This is a genomic window from Polyangium sorediatum, from assembly GCF_029946465.1.
GTDB classification, from domain to species: Bacteria; Myxococcota_A; Polyangia; order Polyangiales; family Polyangiaceae; genus Polyangium; species Polyangium fumosum.
This window is the reverse complement of the sequence record NZ_JARZHI010000020.1, coordinates 54,615-67,633: the sequence shown is the minus strand read 5'-3', so window position 1 is coordinate 67,633 and position 13,019 is coordinate 54,615. Positions and strand designations below refer to the sequence as shown.

12 protein-coding genes are annotated in these 13,019 nt (G+C 68.6%); 5 read left to right on the top strand and 7 right to left on the bottom strand.

The annotated features are described in order from the left end of the window. Positions 1-17 precede the first annotated feature (17 nt). Together QHF89_RS22750 and QHF89_RS22745 are read left to right on the top strand one after the other, a co-directional pair. Positions 18-575 (top strand): hypothetical protein, encoded by a 558-nt coding sequence (locus QHF89_RS22750; RefSeq protein WP_136968191.1) that lies wholly within the window; start codon positions 18-20, stop codon positions 573-575. A 101-nt stretch (positions 576-676) separates the two neighbouring features. After that, on the top strand, positions 677-1,723 hold the full coding sequence (locus QHF89_RS22745; protein ID WP_136968192.1) for an arginase family protein: 1,047 nt from the start codon (positions 677-679) through the stop codon (positions 1,721-1,723). A gap of 6 nt (positions 1,724-1,729) precedes the next feature. Here QHF89_RS22745 and QHF89_RS22740 read toward each other — a convergent pair whose 3' ends face one another. The 4 genes from QHF89_RS22740 to QHF89_RS22725 are packed head-to-tail and all read right to left on the bottom strand — an operon-like array spanning position 1,730 to position 4,556. Next, positions 1,730-2,476 carry a hypothetical protein gene (locus QHF89_RS22740; protein WP_284720814.1) on the bottom strand — a complete coding sequence of 249 codons (747 nt, stop codon included), beginning with the start codon at positions 2,474-2,476 and terminating at the stop codon, positions 1,730-1,732. A gap of 54 nt (positions 2,477-2,530) precedes the next feature. After that, positions 2,531-3,715: an iron-containing alcohol dehydrogenase gene (locus tag QHF89_RS22735; RefSeq protein WP_136968193.1), complete on the bottom strand. Its 1,185-nt coding sequence runs from the start codon at positions 3,713-3,715 to the stop codon at positions 2,531-2,533. A gap of 18 nt (positions 3,716-3,733) precedes the next feature. Continuing rightward, the gene (locus QHF89_RS22730; RefSeq protein ID WP_284720813.1) at positions 3,734-4,036 is read right to left on the bottom strand and encodes an antibiotic biosynthesis monooxygenase; all 303 of its coding nucleotides are present in this window, start codon (positions 4,034-4,036) and stop codon (positions 3,734-3,736) included. Between the two features lie 13 nt (positions 4,037-4,049). Further along, entirely contained in the window at positions 4,050-4,556 is a 507-nt protein-coding gene (locus tag QHF89_RS22725) for a hypothetical protein (RefSeq protein ID WP_232379614.1), read from the bottom strand. A 313-nt stretch (positions 4,557-4,869) separates the two neighbouring features. Here QHF89_RS22725 and QHF89_RS22720 point away from each other — a divergent pair, with 313 nt between their 5' ends. From QHF89_RS22720 to QHF89_RS22710, 3 genes are all read left to right on the top strand, one after another. Then, on the top strand, positions 4,870-6,357 hold the full coding sequence (locus QHF89_RS22720) for a serine/threonine-protein kinase (protein ID WP_284720812.1): 1,488 nt from the start codon (positions 4,870-4,872) through the stop codon (positions 6,355-6,357). A 52-nt stretch (positions 6,358-6,409) separates the two neighbouring features. Continuing rightward, positions 6,410-7,417, top strand: coding sequence for a tetratricopeptide repeat protein (locus tag QHF89_RS22715; protein ID WP_136968195.1), 1,008 nt, complete (start codon positions 6,410-6,412; stop codon positions 7,415-7,417). 81 nt (positions 7,418-7,498) lie between these two features. Next, positions 7,499-9,034, top strand: coding sequence for a hypothetical protein (locus QHF89_RS22710; protein ID WP_136968196.1), 1,536 nt, complete (start codon positions 7,499-7,501; stop codon positions 9,032-9,034). A gap of 381 nt (positions 9,035-9,415) precedes the next feature. Here QHF89_RS22710 and QHF89_RS22705 read toward each other — a convergent pair whose 3' ends face one another. The 3 genes from QHF89_RS22705 to QHF89_RS22695 form a co-directional block, all read right to left on the bottom strand. Further along, the gene (locus QHF89_RS22705) at positions 9,416-10,954 is read right to left on the bottom strand and encodes a hypothetical protein (RefSeq protein ID WP_284720811.1); all 1,539 of its coding nucleotides are present in this window, start codon (positions 10,952-10,954) and stop codon (positions 9,416-9,418) included. 80 nt (positions 10,955-11,034) lie between these two features. Then, positions 11,035-11,994 (bottom strand): PEGA domain-containing protein, encoded by a 960-nt coding sequence (locus QHF89_RS22700; RefSeq protein ID WP_284720810.1) that lies wholly within the window; start codon positions 11,992-11,994, stop codon positions 11,035-11,037. Between the two features lie 17 nt (positions 11,995-12,011). Then, positions 12,012-12,896, bottom strand: coding sequence for a hypothetical protein (locus tag QHF89_RS22695; protein WP_136968198.1), 885 nt, complete (start codon positions 12,894-12,896; stop codon positions 12,012-12,014). Positions 12,897-13,019: the final 123 nt, after the last annotated feature.

The following is a 13,019-nucleotide window of genomic DNA, read 5'->3' as shown; positions in this document are numbered from 1 at the left end:
CAAAGGGAGCACGTCGCGTGGAAGAACCCGAGAAAACGAAGCGGAAGAAGCGAAGCGAGCCGAAGATCCAGATCCCGCTCCGCAAGCCCTACTGGCAGCTCGTCCCCAGCTTCCTCCTGTTCGCCCTCTGCGCCGCGTTTTTCTTTCATCGTTCGAGCGTCAACGACCGGGGCCTCGTCCTGAACGGCATTTTGCACTTCGAGGCGGACGGGGCGGACGTGTTTTACGCGGTGCTCGGCGTGCTCTCCACGGGCCTGAGCATGATGGGCCTGCTCGGCATCGTGCGCTTCTCGCAAATCGAACCCTTCGAGCTCGTCCTCGGCGGGAAATCCTTGTCGCTCCCCTACGGACGCCCGATGTCGATGCGGGTGATCACGGTGCCGATCCGCGACATCGTTTCGGTCGGGCTTCAGCCGCCGGAGTGGCCGAAATCGATCGCCGTGCAAACACACGACAGGGTGTACTGGATCCCGAGTTACTGGATGCCGAAGGAGTGGACCTTGCAGGACCTCAATGCCGCGATCGTCGAGCGGCTCCGGCGGCCCGAGGACGAGAGCGCCGCGGGAGGCGGATAGAGCATCGGGGCGCCTCCCCGAGCGGGGGTTTGGGGCGTAGCTCGGCTCGTCCGAGCGTAGCCCCAAGCGTTAAACGGTCGATCGTGCTAGAGGCTGCCGTCATGACCGTTTCGTTTGATCCCAACGCGCCCGCGGCCGCGGACTCCGGCATTTATGGATTGCCTTTCACGGAGGACGAGGCGGCCGTCGTGCTCGTGCCCGTCCCCTGGGAAGTGACGACCTCGTACGGCGGTGGCACGTCCGGCGGCCCCGCGGCGATCCTCGCGGCGAGCCGGCAGGTGGACCTCTACGATCTCGACGTGGAAAAACCTTATGCGCCCGGCATTTTCATGCAGGACGAGGCCGAAGAGATCGTCCGCTGGAACGATGAAGGGCGGGCGCTCGCGCAGAAGATCATCGAGGTGGGCGGCGTCATCGAGACGGACGAGCTCCGCGCGGCGCTCGCGCGGGTGAACGAGCTCGGCGCGAAGCTCAATGCGCGGGTCGAGGCGGAGACGGAGCGGCTCGTCGCGAAGGGAAAGATCGTGGGCGTCGTGGGCGGGGACCACGCGGTGCCGCTCGGCGCGATCGAGGTGCTCGCGCGGCGGCGCCCGGGGCTCGGCGTCCTGCACTTCGACGCGCATTCGGACACGCGCGACGCCTACGAAGGTTTTTCCTTCTCGCACGCTTCGATCATGCACAACGTGCTCACGCGCGCGCCGGGCGTCGCGAAGCTCGTTCAGGTCGGGATCCGCGACGTGTGCGAGGAGGAAATGGCGTTCGTCGCGTCGCAAGGCGAGCGCGCGCGGGTGTTTTTTGATCGCGACCTCGCGCGGCGCAAGATGGCGGGCGAGACGTTCGCCGCGGTCACGCGGGAGATCGTGGAGACCCTGCCCCGCGAGGTGTGGGTCTCGTTCGACGTCGACGGGCTCGATCCGCGGTTTTGCCCGCACACGGGGACGCCCGTGCCCGGCGGGCTCGATTTCCACGAGGCGGTGTACGTGATCGGCGAGGTGGCGCGGTCCGGACGCACGATCGTGGGATTCGACCTCAACGAGGTCGCCCCGGGGCCGGACGGCGACGAGTGGGATGCGAACGTGGGGGCGCGGCTGCTTTACAAGCTGATCGGGCTCACGCTCGCGAGCCAGGGCAAGGCGAAGCTGCGCTGAATCGAATCAAGGGACCTTGGCGGGCTTGGGCACGGTCGTCCCGGTCCGCACGGCGTCCACGACGAGATCGTTCAGCGCCTTATCGGCCTTCTCGCATTTCGCGGAGACCGCGCCCATCGTCGCGCCCTTGCATTCCTTCTTGCGCTCGATGGCCACCTTCCCGAGCGCCTCGTTTTGCTTCAGCGCCTCCTGGGTCGCGTCCTCGAGGATGCGCCACGGAATGACGGCGTGCTTGGGCTTCGACGGAGCCTGGAAGCGGACCTCCTCGGTGGACAAGGTCGCGCACGTGCCATCCCAGCGGAGCACATCGACGCTGCCCGTCGCGCCGCTCACCTGCATGCCGCCCGTGTTCGCCTTCATCTGGCTGAGCACGAGCAGCTCCTCGTCGAGCGTGAGTTTCTCCTCGGCGCTCGGGCCGCCGAGCCCGTTGAACGGCGCGACCTCCTTCGCGGAGACATAGGCGCGGCGCCAGGGCGAGCCCTTCTGGAAGAGAAAGAGCGCGAGCTCCGGGTAGACGCCGTTGCAAAGGCGCTTGACGAAGCCCTTCGGCATGACACACGCGGCCTTGTCGTCGCCCGCGCAGGCCTCGGGGATCCCCTTCGGTTCTTCTTCGGCCTTGGGCGCGTCGGCAGCTTCGGTCTTCGTGTCCGTGGCAGCTTCCGCCTGGGTCTCGGTCTTCGGCTCCTCGGCCGGAGGAGTGCTCGACCCACAACCGGCGAGGACGAGCAGAATCAGGGCCATCGAATGTCGCATGGCCGAACCCTAGCAAAGACCCGGGGCCGTCGTGAAGTGGGATGAGCGAAGCGCTCAGGCCGCCGCCGGGCCGAGCGAGCGAGCGAGGATTTCTTCGAGCTCAGCGTCCGTGAGCTCGATCGGATTCGAACGCATGCTGCCCGCCCGCGAGCCCGCGATGATGGAGGCGAGGTCGGTCTCGCCGACCCCATACGATCGGAGCGACGGGACGCCGAGTTTGTCGCGTAAACCTTGAAACGCGTCGGCGGCGCGCTCGGGGCTGCGATCGGGCGCGTCCGGGGGCAAAAGGAGGTCGGCGACCTCGTGCGCGCGGGCGAGCGCCGGGTGCCCGGGCGCGCGGGCGCGCAAGGCCGCGACGTTCGTGGCGAAGGTGGCGGGCAAGAGGCAACCACAGCCGGCGCCGTGCGGGACGCCGCAGAGGCCGCCGAGCGGCGCGACGAGGCCATGCACGGCGCCGAGGCCCGCATTGGCGAGCGCAATGCCGCCCCAGAGCGCTGCGAGCGCCATGGCCTCGTGCGACTCGTCCGTGGCGCGATCCTCGGCGAGCGCGACGAGCGCGCGGTAGGCGAGCGTGATGCCAGGGACGACGAGGACGTCGGTCATCGGCTGCGCGCCCTTGGAGAGATAGGCCTCGACGAGGTGCGTGAGCGCGTCGAGCCCGGAGGAGGCCGCGACGTTCTTCGGTGCGGTGGCGATGAGAGAAGGGTCCACGAGGGCGACACGCGGGACCATGAGGTCGCTGCGAATGCTGCGCTTGACGCGGAGGTCGGGGACGCGGAGGACGCTGTTTTTCGTGACCTCGGAGCCGCTGCCCGCCGTCGTGGGGACGGCGACGAGTGGCAATGGCGCCTTCTCGATCGTGCGGCCGGCGCCCACGGCCTCGACGTAATCGAGCGCCGAGCCCTCGTTCGTCGCGAGCGCCGCCGCCGCTTTCGCGGCGTCGATCACGCTTCCGCCGCCGATCGCGAGGACGACGTCGTGTCCCCCCTCGCGGGCGACGCGGGCGCCCTCGTCCGCGACCGCGAGGTCCGGCTCGCCGTCGACGCAAAACCGCGCCATCGCGACGCCCCGCGCGCGGAGCCCCTCCTCGATCGCCGCGAGCTTGCCGGAGCGTTCGAGCGAGTGTTTGCCGGAGACGAGGAGGCAACGCTTGCCGAGGCGGGCGACAGCCGCCGGCGCTTCGCCGAGGGTGCCCGCGCCGAAGTGGATCTCGGGCGCCGTGCGGAACGCGAACTTCACGGGATCACGCGGCGGGCGTCAGGCCCAGGGCTCGGGGAACAAGGACGCGTATTTCTCGCCGACGCGGGGGACGGCCATCATCGGCGCGACGCGCTCTTTCCAGCGGAGGTAATGCGCCGTCTGCTGGTGCGCCTTGAAATCGGCCTCGGTCTGGTAGACCTCGTACAGGAAAAACCGCGTGGGATCGTCCGCGCCCCGGAGGACGTCGAAGCGAACGTTGCCAGGTTCGGCGCGCGTGCCACGGGCGTTGTCGAGCGTCGCTTCGGCGAAGGCGTCGACGTGATCGGGGAGCACGGAGACCTTGACGCAGACGACGTACACGGGCGTGCTCCCTTCAGCGTTGCGGCGCGACGAGCAAGGGCATGAGGCCGTCGAGCTCGGCGGGAGAGAGCAAGGGGCGGAGGGCCTTGATGAGCTTCTCGGCGACGACGGGCTCGTCCACGCTCGAAGAATCGAAGCTGCGGAGGTTGACGCCGGTGACGAGGATGAGCCGCGAGATGAAGAACGAGCCGTGCTTCTGGTCGAGGAGCCGCACGGCCTGGTAGATGCCGCCCTTCGTGCGCCGGACGCCCGAGCTCGGTTGGCCCGACGCCGGGGTGCTCGAAGGCCCGCTGGTGGTGGGCATGGTGCCCGACGAAGGCGGGAGGCGGCTCGACGGGACGCTCGGCGGCGAGACCCTGTCCCCCCGCACCGAGATGGGCACCGCATCGAAGCCCCGCGCGATCACACCCGAGAACGACGTCGACGTAGGCGGCTGGCTGTCCGGGCCCGTGCGCGGATCATCGACGCCCGGATCGCTCCGGCGAGGGCCACGATCCGGGGGTCTTTGTGGATTGCTCACGGCTGCGATTTTCGGACAACACGGGAGCAAAGTCCATGAGGAAGCGAAGGGGCGTGTGTGTGAGGGGGGGCACGCAAGATGTGCGGTGACGTCCAGGCCGCAGAGGGGAGGGTGGGGGGTTCGGGGACAAACCGGGCGGGACAAACAGTCTTTCGGGGCGGGTCCGGTCGGGCTGGAACGTCGCTCGGATGTCAACGGAAATGGCAATACGCGCGCGAACGAGCGCGGGGGAATCGAGCGTCGAAGGCGGGGCCTCGAATGCCGGCGCTGTCGTGTCTTGACTTGTCGCTCCGGTCGGTTGAGATGGCGCTCCATGAGCCAGATGCCCGTCAAGCCCGGCGATCTCCTGGCGCGGAAGTATCGCGTGGAGCGTGTGCTCGGCTCGGGCGCGATGGGCGTCGTGGTGGCCGCGCGGCACGTGGATCTCGGGCAGCTCGTCGCGGTGAAGTCGCTCCTCACGGGGCGCGTCGTGAGCCCGGAGCAACGCGAACGGTTCCTCCGCGAGGCGCGCGCCGCCGTGCTCCTGAAGAGCAACCACGTCGCGCGTGTGCTCGACGTCGGGGCCGACGACAACGATGCGCCGTACATCGTGATGGAGTACCTCGACGGGCAAGACCTCGCCGCGACGCTGAAGGCGCGCAGGCAACTGCCGTTCGAGGAGGCCGTCGAGTACGTTCTGCAAGCGTGCGAGGCCGTCGGCGAGGCGCACGCGGCGGGGATCGTGCACCGGGATCTCAAGCCGGCGAACCTGTTCCTGACGCAAGACGTGAGCGGCGCGCCGTGCGTGAAGGTGCTGGACTTCGGGATCTCGAAGCTCGCTTCGTCGGACGTGGCGCTGACGCACGAGTCGCAGATGCTCGGCTCGCCGCTCTACATGTCGCCGGAGCAGATGAACACGCCGAAGAGCGTGGACGCACGGAGCGACGTGTGGGCGCTCGGGATCATCCTGTACCAGCTCGTCTGCGGGAAGACGCCGTTCCACGCGGAGACGATCCAGGCCGTGTGCGGGCTCGTGCTGGCAGGGCAACCGACGCCGCTCGGGCAGTATCGGCTCGATGCGCCGCCGGGGTTCGAGGCGGTGATCCTGCGGTGTCTCGCGCGGAATCGGGAGGAGAGGTTTCGCGATGTGGCGGAGCTTTCGGCAGCGCTCGCGCCGTACGCGCCGGCGCATGCGCGGGTGTACGTGGAGCGGGTGGCGCGGGTGGTTCGGGGGAGAGGTGGGCGGATGGGATCGATGGCGGACGCGCCATCGACGTTTGCAGAGCACACGGCGGCACGCGCGATGACGTCGGCGACGTCGGGGACGGCGGCGACGGAGAAACTCGCGGTGGTGGTCGCGCCGGGGGCGGGGTCGTCGTCACGCACGAAGGGCGCGAGTCCGATGCGGCTCGTGGTGATCGGGGTGGTGCTGGCGATCGTGGGTGGGGTGCTGGGGATCGGGGTGGTGGTGTTTTCCGGCGCGGGTGTTGGTAGGACGAGCGAGACGACAGGGCAGGAGTCGGCTTCGGGGCGGAGTGAGGCTTCGACGAAGGTGGCGGCGCCGTCGGGCGAGGTACGTGGGGTGGAGCCGGTGATCGTCGCGCCGATGGGGAGCGTGACGTCCGCGGAGGGGAACTCGCACGCGGCAGCGACGACGAGCGCGATGGTGCCGAGCGTGGCTTCGGCGTCGGCGGCGACGAGTGCGTCTTCGGTGCGCGCATCGTCGGTGGTCAAACCATCTGCGACGAGCAAGGCCGCGGGGACGAGTACGAAGGCGGGGCGTCCTCGGCCGCCGAAGGACGAGGATCTGTACGCTCCTTGATGGCTGACGGATGGAGTTTGCCTTGGTAAGGTACTCCGCCGAGGTTCGTTGCATGCGCGTGAAGGTGTCTGCGCTGGGGATCGTTGTTCTCGTTTGCTTGTGCGGAGGGCGCGCGGACGCCGGGCCGGCGGAGGATCGCGCGGCGGCGGATGCGTTGTTCGAGGAGGGGCGAGAACTCCTGAAGGCGGGGCGTGCTGCGGAGGCATGTCCGAAGTTCGCGGCGAGCCAGAAGCTACATCCACGGCCGGGCAGGCTGCTGCAACTCGGGGATTGCTACGAGAAGAACGGGGAGACCGCGCGCGCGTGGGAGACGTTCCGCGAGGCGGAGTCGGCAGCGCGCGTGGACAAGGACGAGCGGCGGATGGAGGTCGCGTCGCAACGAGCAGGAGACCTCGAGCCGAAGCTCGCGAAGCTGGTGGTGGAAGTGCCGCCCGAGGCGAGGGTCGCAGGGCTTTTGGTGCGGCGGAACGGGAAGTCGGTGGAGGCCACGGCGTGGGGCGTAGCCGTGCCGGTGGATCCGGGGGAGCAGAGGATCGAGGTGACGGCGCCAGGGAAAAAGGCGTGGGTGGGGAAGGTGGTGGTGGAGGGGAAGCCAGGGGTGACAACGGCATGGGTGCCGGCGCTCGTGGACGAGGTGAAGGGGGAGCAGGTGGGGGCGGGGAAGGAGGAGGGGGCGGGGAAGAGTTGGGTGGCGATTGGGGTGGGGGCGGGGCTTGCTTTGGCGGGGATTGGGACGGGGGTTGGGCTTCTCGTTGCTGCAGGTGGTGCGGGTGAGGAAGCGGATGCGCTCGACGACGCGATGCCGGACATGGCGTGCGACCCGACGCACCCGGACCACGCCGCGAACAAGGCCAACTGCGCGACGTTGCTCAGCACCGTGCAACGCAAGGACACGTTCACGAACGTCGGCACGGGCGCCCTCGTCGCGGGAGGCGTTCTCGCGGTGGGCACGGTGGTCTACGCGTTGTTGCCCACGAAGAAGCAAGCCACGATGGGCTTCACGCTGGTGCCCACGGTGACGCCCACCTTCGCGGGCTTCGCGGCGACGGGTCAGTTCTGAGCGACGCTCGCGGATGGCTCATCCGCAGCCGCGCACCTCTACGTCTTGCTTTCAATATTTACGGAAAGGGGAGACATGCCCATGCGCACGCGTCACACCACCATCGCTTCCCTGGGTATCGTCATTGCAGCGGGCTTCTTGCAGATGGCGGGTTGCTCGGCAGATGCAGACGACTGTAGCGTTATCAACGTCTGCTCGGAGGAGGGGAACCCGTTCGTCGTGGGGCCGCCTCCGGGGTGCACGGATTCGCCGAGCAGCAATTCGGAGGTCATCAAGACCGAATGCGCTTTTTTCGTGGCTGGATCGAAGGGCGACGACAACGGCGCTGGCACGGAGGCCGCACCCTTCAAGACGCTCGCGGTCGCGATCGAGGCGGCACGGAAGAACAAGGCTCGGGTCTATGCGTGCGGTGATTACGCCGAGCGCGTCGACGTGCCGGCCGGCGTCTCCATCTTCGGCGGGTTCGATTGCCAGGACGCCGAGTGGAGATACGACGCGAGCAAGAAGGCGAGAATCAACCCGCCGGCGCCTGCGGCCCCGGAGGAGGTGCAAGCATCGCTGAGGGTTACCGGGAGCAACATCACCCAGATCGAGGACCTTCGTATCGAGGCGGCGAATGCGACGTTGCCAGGGGGGTCGGCGATCGCCGTGATCGTCGACGGCGCGAGCGTGAATTTCGTGGGGACCGCGCTCATCGCCGGGAACGGTGCTGCGGGGAATCAGGGCGCGACGCCGACGGACGACATTGGGCCCTCCAATCCGGACGATGCCGCCATCCGTGGCAACGACGGCCAGGATGCTTGTATGGGAGGAGCTTCCGGAAACACGGGAGGCGCGGCGAAGGCCAATTCCATCTGCAGCGAGTCCTCCGGTGGGAAGGGTGGCAATGGCCAGGAGGCTTCGGGGGACGCCGGTAGCGACGGCATCCCCGCGCCCAACCCCAATCCGAGCAACAAGGGCATCGGCGGGTTCGGAGACATGGGGCCGGGTTGCGATGTCGGTCAACCCGGCGCCAACGGCGCAAGCGGTAACGACGGCCCCGGGGCCGTGGACGACGGCACGCTCGACGCGATCAAGGGGTACATCGGCGCGAGCGGCCAGCCCGGCACGAAGGGCACGGTTGGGCAAGGCGGCGGCGGCGGCGGCGGCTCGAAAGGGAAAATGAACTGCTTCGGGGCCAGCGGCGGCAGCGGGGGGGCCGGTGGCTGCGGTGGAAACGGCGGGCTCGGTGGAACGGCGGGCGGTTCGAGCATCGGAATCTTGAGCCTCGGAGCCAAGCTCTCCTTCCAGATGGTCGACGTTACGACAGGCGCGGGTGGTCGAGGCGGCGACGGCGGCTTTGGCCAGTCCGGCGGGGCTGGCGGCAACGGCGGCAACGGCGGGACGGGCGCGAGTGGTCTCTCAACGCCCGCGGGTTGCAACGGCGGCAAGGGCGGCAACGGCGGCGTTGGCGGAACCGGCGGTGGCGGCAAAGGCGGTCATTCGATCGGCATCGCGCACAAGGGCGGCGCCGTCTCGGAGATGGGCGTCACCATCATGAACGGAAACCCCGGCGACGGCGGCACCGGCGGCGGCGCCACGGGCGGCATCGGCGCTATGTTGCACGCGTTTCCGTGAACCGATGCTCATGTTCAGGACGCACCTCGTCATGATCAGGCCGCCACTATCTCTCCTATCGTGCGGTTTTCCTTCAGCATTTGCAGGTGAATTGTTGCCACCGAGCCCGCCATTCCCAGGCATACCCGGGGTGAGCATCGTATCGCCCCGCGTCTCGGGCGCTTTGCCGATGTGGGCGACGCCGATCGACGGACCTCCTGCACCTCTATCAAAGGCGGATTGCAATACACAATCCGAGCGCGCTATGAGCACTGCGGGGATACCGGGTCTTGGTGGGATAGGCGCCGATACCGACGTTACCAGGAACGCTGGAGCGACCGGATAGGCGGGAGAGGTCGTAGGATTTTTGATGCGTTGAGCGGCTGGCTACGCGCGTCTGCGTCAGGGGAACGCGTGCGTCATGGCGACGATGCCACCCGTGGCACCGCCGCCGGTGCCGCCGTCGCCGGGGTTTCCGTTCATGATGGTGACGCCCATCTCCGAGACGGTGCCGCTTTTGTGGGCGATGCCGATGGAATGGCCGCCCTTGCCGCCGCCGCCGGTTCCGCCCTTGCCACCATTGCCACCCTTGCCGCCATTGCAACCCGCAGGGGTTGCGGGGGGACTCGCGCCGTTGCCGCCGTTGCCGCCGTTGCCGCCATTGCCGCCGGCCTGGCCAAAGCCGCCGTCGCCCCCTCGCCCCCCCGCACCTGTCGTAACGTCGACCATCTGGAAGGAGAGCTTGGCTCCGAGGCTCAGGATTCCGATGCTCGAACCGCCGGCCGTTCCTCCGAGCCCGCCGTTGCCGCCGCAGCCCCCGGCGCCACCGCTACCGCCGCTGGCGCCGAAGCAGTTCGATTTCCCTTTCGAGCCGCCACCCCCGCCGCCGCCTTGCCCAAGCGTGCCCTTCGTGCCGGGCTGGCCGCTCACGCCGATGTACCCCTTGGTTGCGTCGAGCGTGCCGTCTTCGACGGCCCCGGCGCCTTCGTTGCCGCTTGCGCCGTTGGCGCCGGGCTGGCCCTGTTCGCAATCCTCCGCACCGGTGTCTCCGGGCCCGCCGATGCCTTTGTTGCTCGGATTGGGGTTGGGCGCGGGGATGCCGTCGCTACCGGCGTCCCCCGAGGTAGCCTGGCCATTGCCACCTTTGCCGCCGCTCGATTCGCCGCAAATGGGATTCGCCTTGGCCTCGCCCCCAGGATTCCCGCCGGGCCCGCCCATGCAAGCGTTCTGACCGTTGTTGCCACGGATGGCGGAGTCATCCGCATTGTCGGGGCCGATGTCGTCCGTCGGCGTCGCGCCCTGATCCCCCGCAGCACCGTCCCCGGCGATGAGCGCGGTCCCCACGAAATTCACGGTCGCCCCGTCGACGATCATCGCGATCGCCGAACCCCCTGGCAACGTCGCATTCGCCGCCTCGATACGAAGATCCTCGAGCTGGGTCGTGTTGTTCCCGGTGACCCTCAGCGATGCTTGCACCTCTTCCGGGGTCGCAGGTGCCGGCGGGTTGACTCTCGCCTTCTTGCTCGCGTCGTATCTCCACTCGGCGTCCTGGCAATCGAACCCGCCGAAGATAGAGACGCCGGCCGGCACGTCGACGCGCTCGGCGTAATCACCGCATGCATAGACCCGCGCCTTGTTCTTCCTCGCCGCCTCTATCGCGACCGCAAGCGTCTTGAAGGGCGCGGCCTCCGTGCCAGCGCCGTTGTCGTCGCCCTTCGATCCATTCACGAAAAAGGCGCATTCGGTCTTGATGACCTCCGGATTGCTGCTCGGCGAATCCGTGCACCCCGGAGGCGGGCCCACGACGAACGGCTGGCCATCGTTCTTGCAGATGTTGTTGCGGCTGCAGTCGTCGGCATCTGCCGAGCAACCCGCCATCTGCAAGAAGCCCGCTGCAATGACGATACCCAAGGAAGCGATGGTGGTGTGACGCGTGCGCATGGGCATGTCTCCCCTTTCCGTGAGTAATGGAAGCAAGACGTGGAAGTGCGGCTGCTGATGAGCAAATCCGCGAGCGTCGCTCAGAACTGGCCCGTCGCCGCGAAGCCCGCGAAGGTGGGCGTCACCGTGGGCACCAACGTGAAGCCCATCGTGGCTTGCTTCTTCGTGGGCAACAACGCGTAGACCACCGTGCCCACCGCGAGAACGCCGCCCGCGATGAGGGCGCCCGTGCCGATATTGGTGAACGTGTCTTTGCGTTGCAGGGTGCTGAGCAACGTCGCGCAGTTGCCCTTGTTCGCTGCGTGGTCCGGGTGCGCAGGGTCGCAGGCCGCATCCGGCATGGCGCTGTCGAGCGCTTTGGCGTCGCTGTCCGCGCCGCTCGCTGCCACAAGAAGCCCGATCCCTGCCCCAATCCCCACCAGCGCAAGCCCACCGCCCACGCCGATCAGAACCTTGCTCTTCCCCCCCGGCGCCCCCCCAATCTTCGGCGCCAACACCAGGTTCACCTCCTGGCTCTGCGCCTTCTCCACATCGACCGTCCTCAGCACATCATCGTGCCCCGGCAGCTTCGCCTCGATCACCCGCTTGCCCGGATCCACGAACACCGCCTTCGCCAGCGGCGCCTGCCCGACCAGCCGACCATCCACGAAAATCTTCGCGCCGCCGATGTTCGTGCCGATCGTCACCGTGCCGACTTGCTTCTTCGCCTCGTCCAGCCGCTTCTGCAGCGCCTCGCGCACCTCGGGCTTCCCACCCGCCGGGAACTCCTCCAGCGCGTACGACAGATGCTCCGCCGCATCGCGGAACTGGCCCAACGTCATCTCCACGTCGCCCAGGTTCCCCGCGAGATCGAAGCTCTTTCGCAGATCCCACGCCGCCTGGTACGACGCCTCCGCCTCGGCCCACTTCTCCTCGTCGAAGAGCTTGTTGCCCGTCGCGAAGAGCTCCGCTGCCCGCGCCGCATCGTCCGCGTATGCAGGCGCGGATCCCGCGAGCAGGAGCGCGAAGCTCACCGTCGAAAGCAGTGCCTTGGTTCGCATGCTCATCCCTCCCGAAGCTAGAAAAGTCGCCGCGGCGTCGTCGCCGTCGTCGTCGGTGCGGCCGTCGTCGTCGGCGCTGTCTTCGTCGTCGTCGTGCTCTTGCGTGGCACCGTCGTCACCGGCTTGACCCCGGTTGGCGCCGTCGTCGTGGGCGCCGCGTTCGGATCGATCGGATCGTCCGTGGGCGCAGGCTCTGCCGTCGCCGCAGGCTCGGCGGTTTCGGCGGGCGCCGTCTCGACAGGCGCCGCCGTCATCGGCGGCAGCGGGATCTGCGTCGTCGCCGGCACCGTCACCGCGATCGGCGCGCTCGACGAGACGCCCGTGCCGTTCCCCCCGTTCGTGACCCGCCCGCGCAGGAGATACGCCGCGCCGCCGCCGAGCAGCGCCGCGATGACCACCACGCCGATCCAGATCCCGATGCCGCGCCCGCCTTCTTCCTCGTCTTGCGAGGCCTGCGGGGCCGCGGAGCGTGAGCCCGGGGCGGGGTTCGCAGGGCCGAGCGACGCGGAGGGCAACATCGATCGATCGATGCCGCCGCTCGCGGTCCACGGGCTCGACGATGACGTCGGGTCTGCGACCTCGGCTTGTGGGGGCGGCGGCGGCGGACGAAGACCGCCGGGGGGCAGCTCCATCTTCGTCGTCGGCATGTGCCGCGCGTCCATGACCTCGACCTTCATGTCGGCCGAGATCCGCACCTTCGCCATGTCCATGGTCTTCAGGCGCTGGCGCCGCTTCGGCACCTCGATCGGCGCGACGTACGCGCGTGCTTCACGCTCGCCGTGCGTGGCGATCACGTTCTCGCCTTCGGCCGCCGGTGCCGCGGACGGCGCAGCGGGCGTACCCGTGTCTGCTGCCGGTGCTCCGCTCGACGGGCCAGCTCCCTCGCGATTGTCGGCGCTCACGCGCTCCCTCCCGGGCCTTTCACGATCCAAGTGCTCCGCTCGACCATGATGCCCCGGATCGCCGCGTCAGCGCCACCTTCCGATCGTTCGTTCACGTCGCTCGCCTGGCCCTCGCGCACCTTG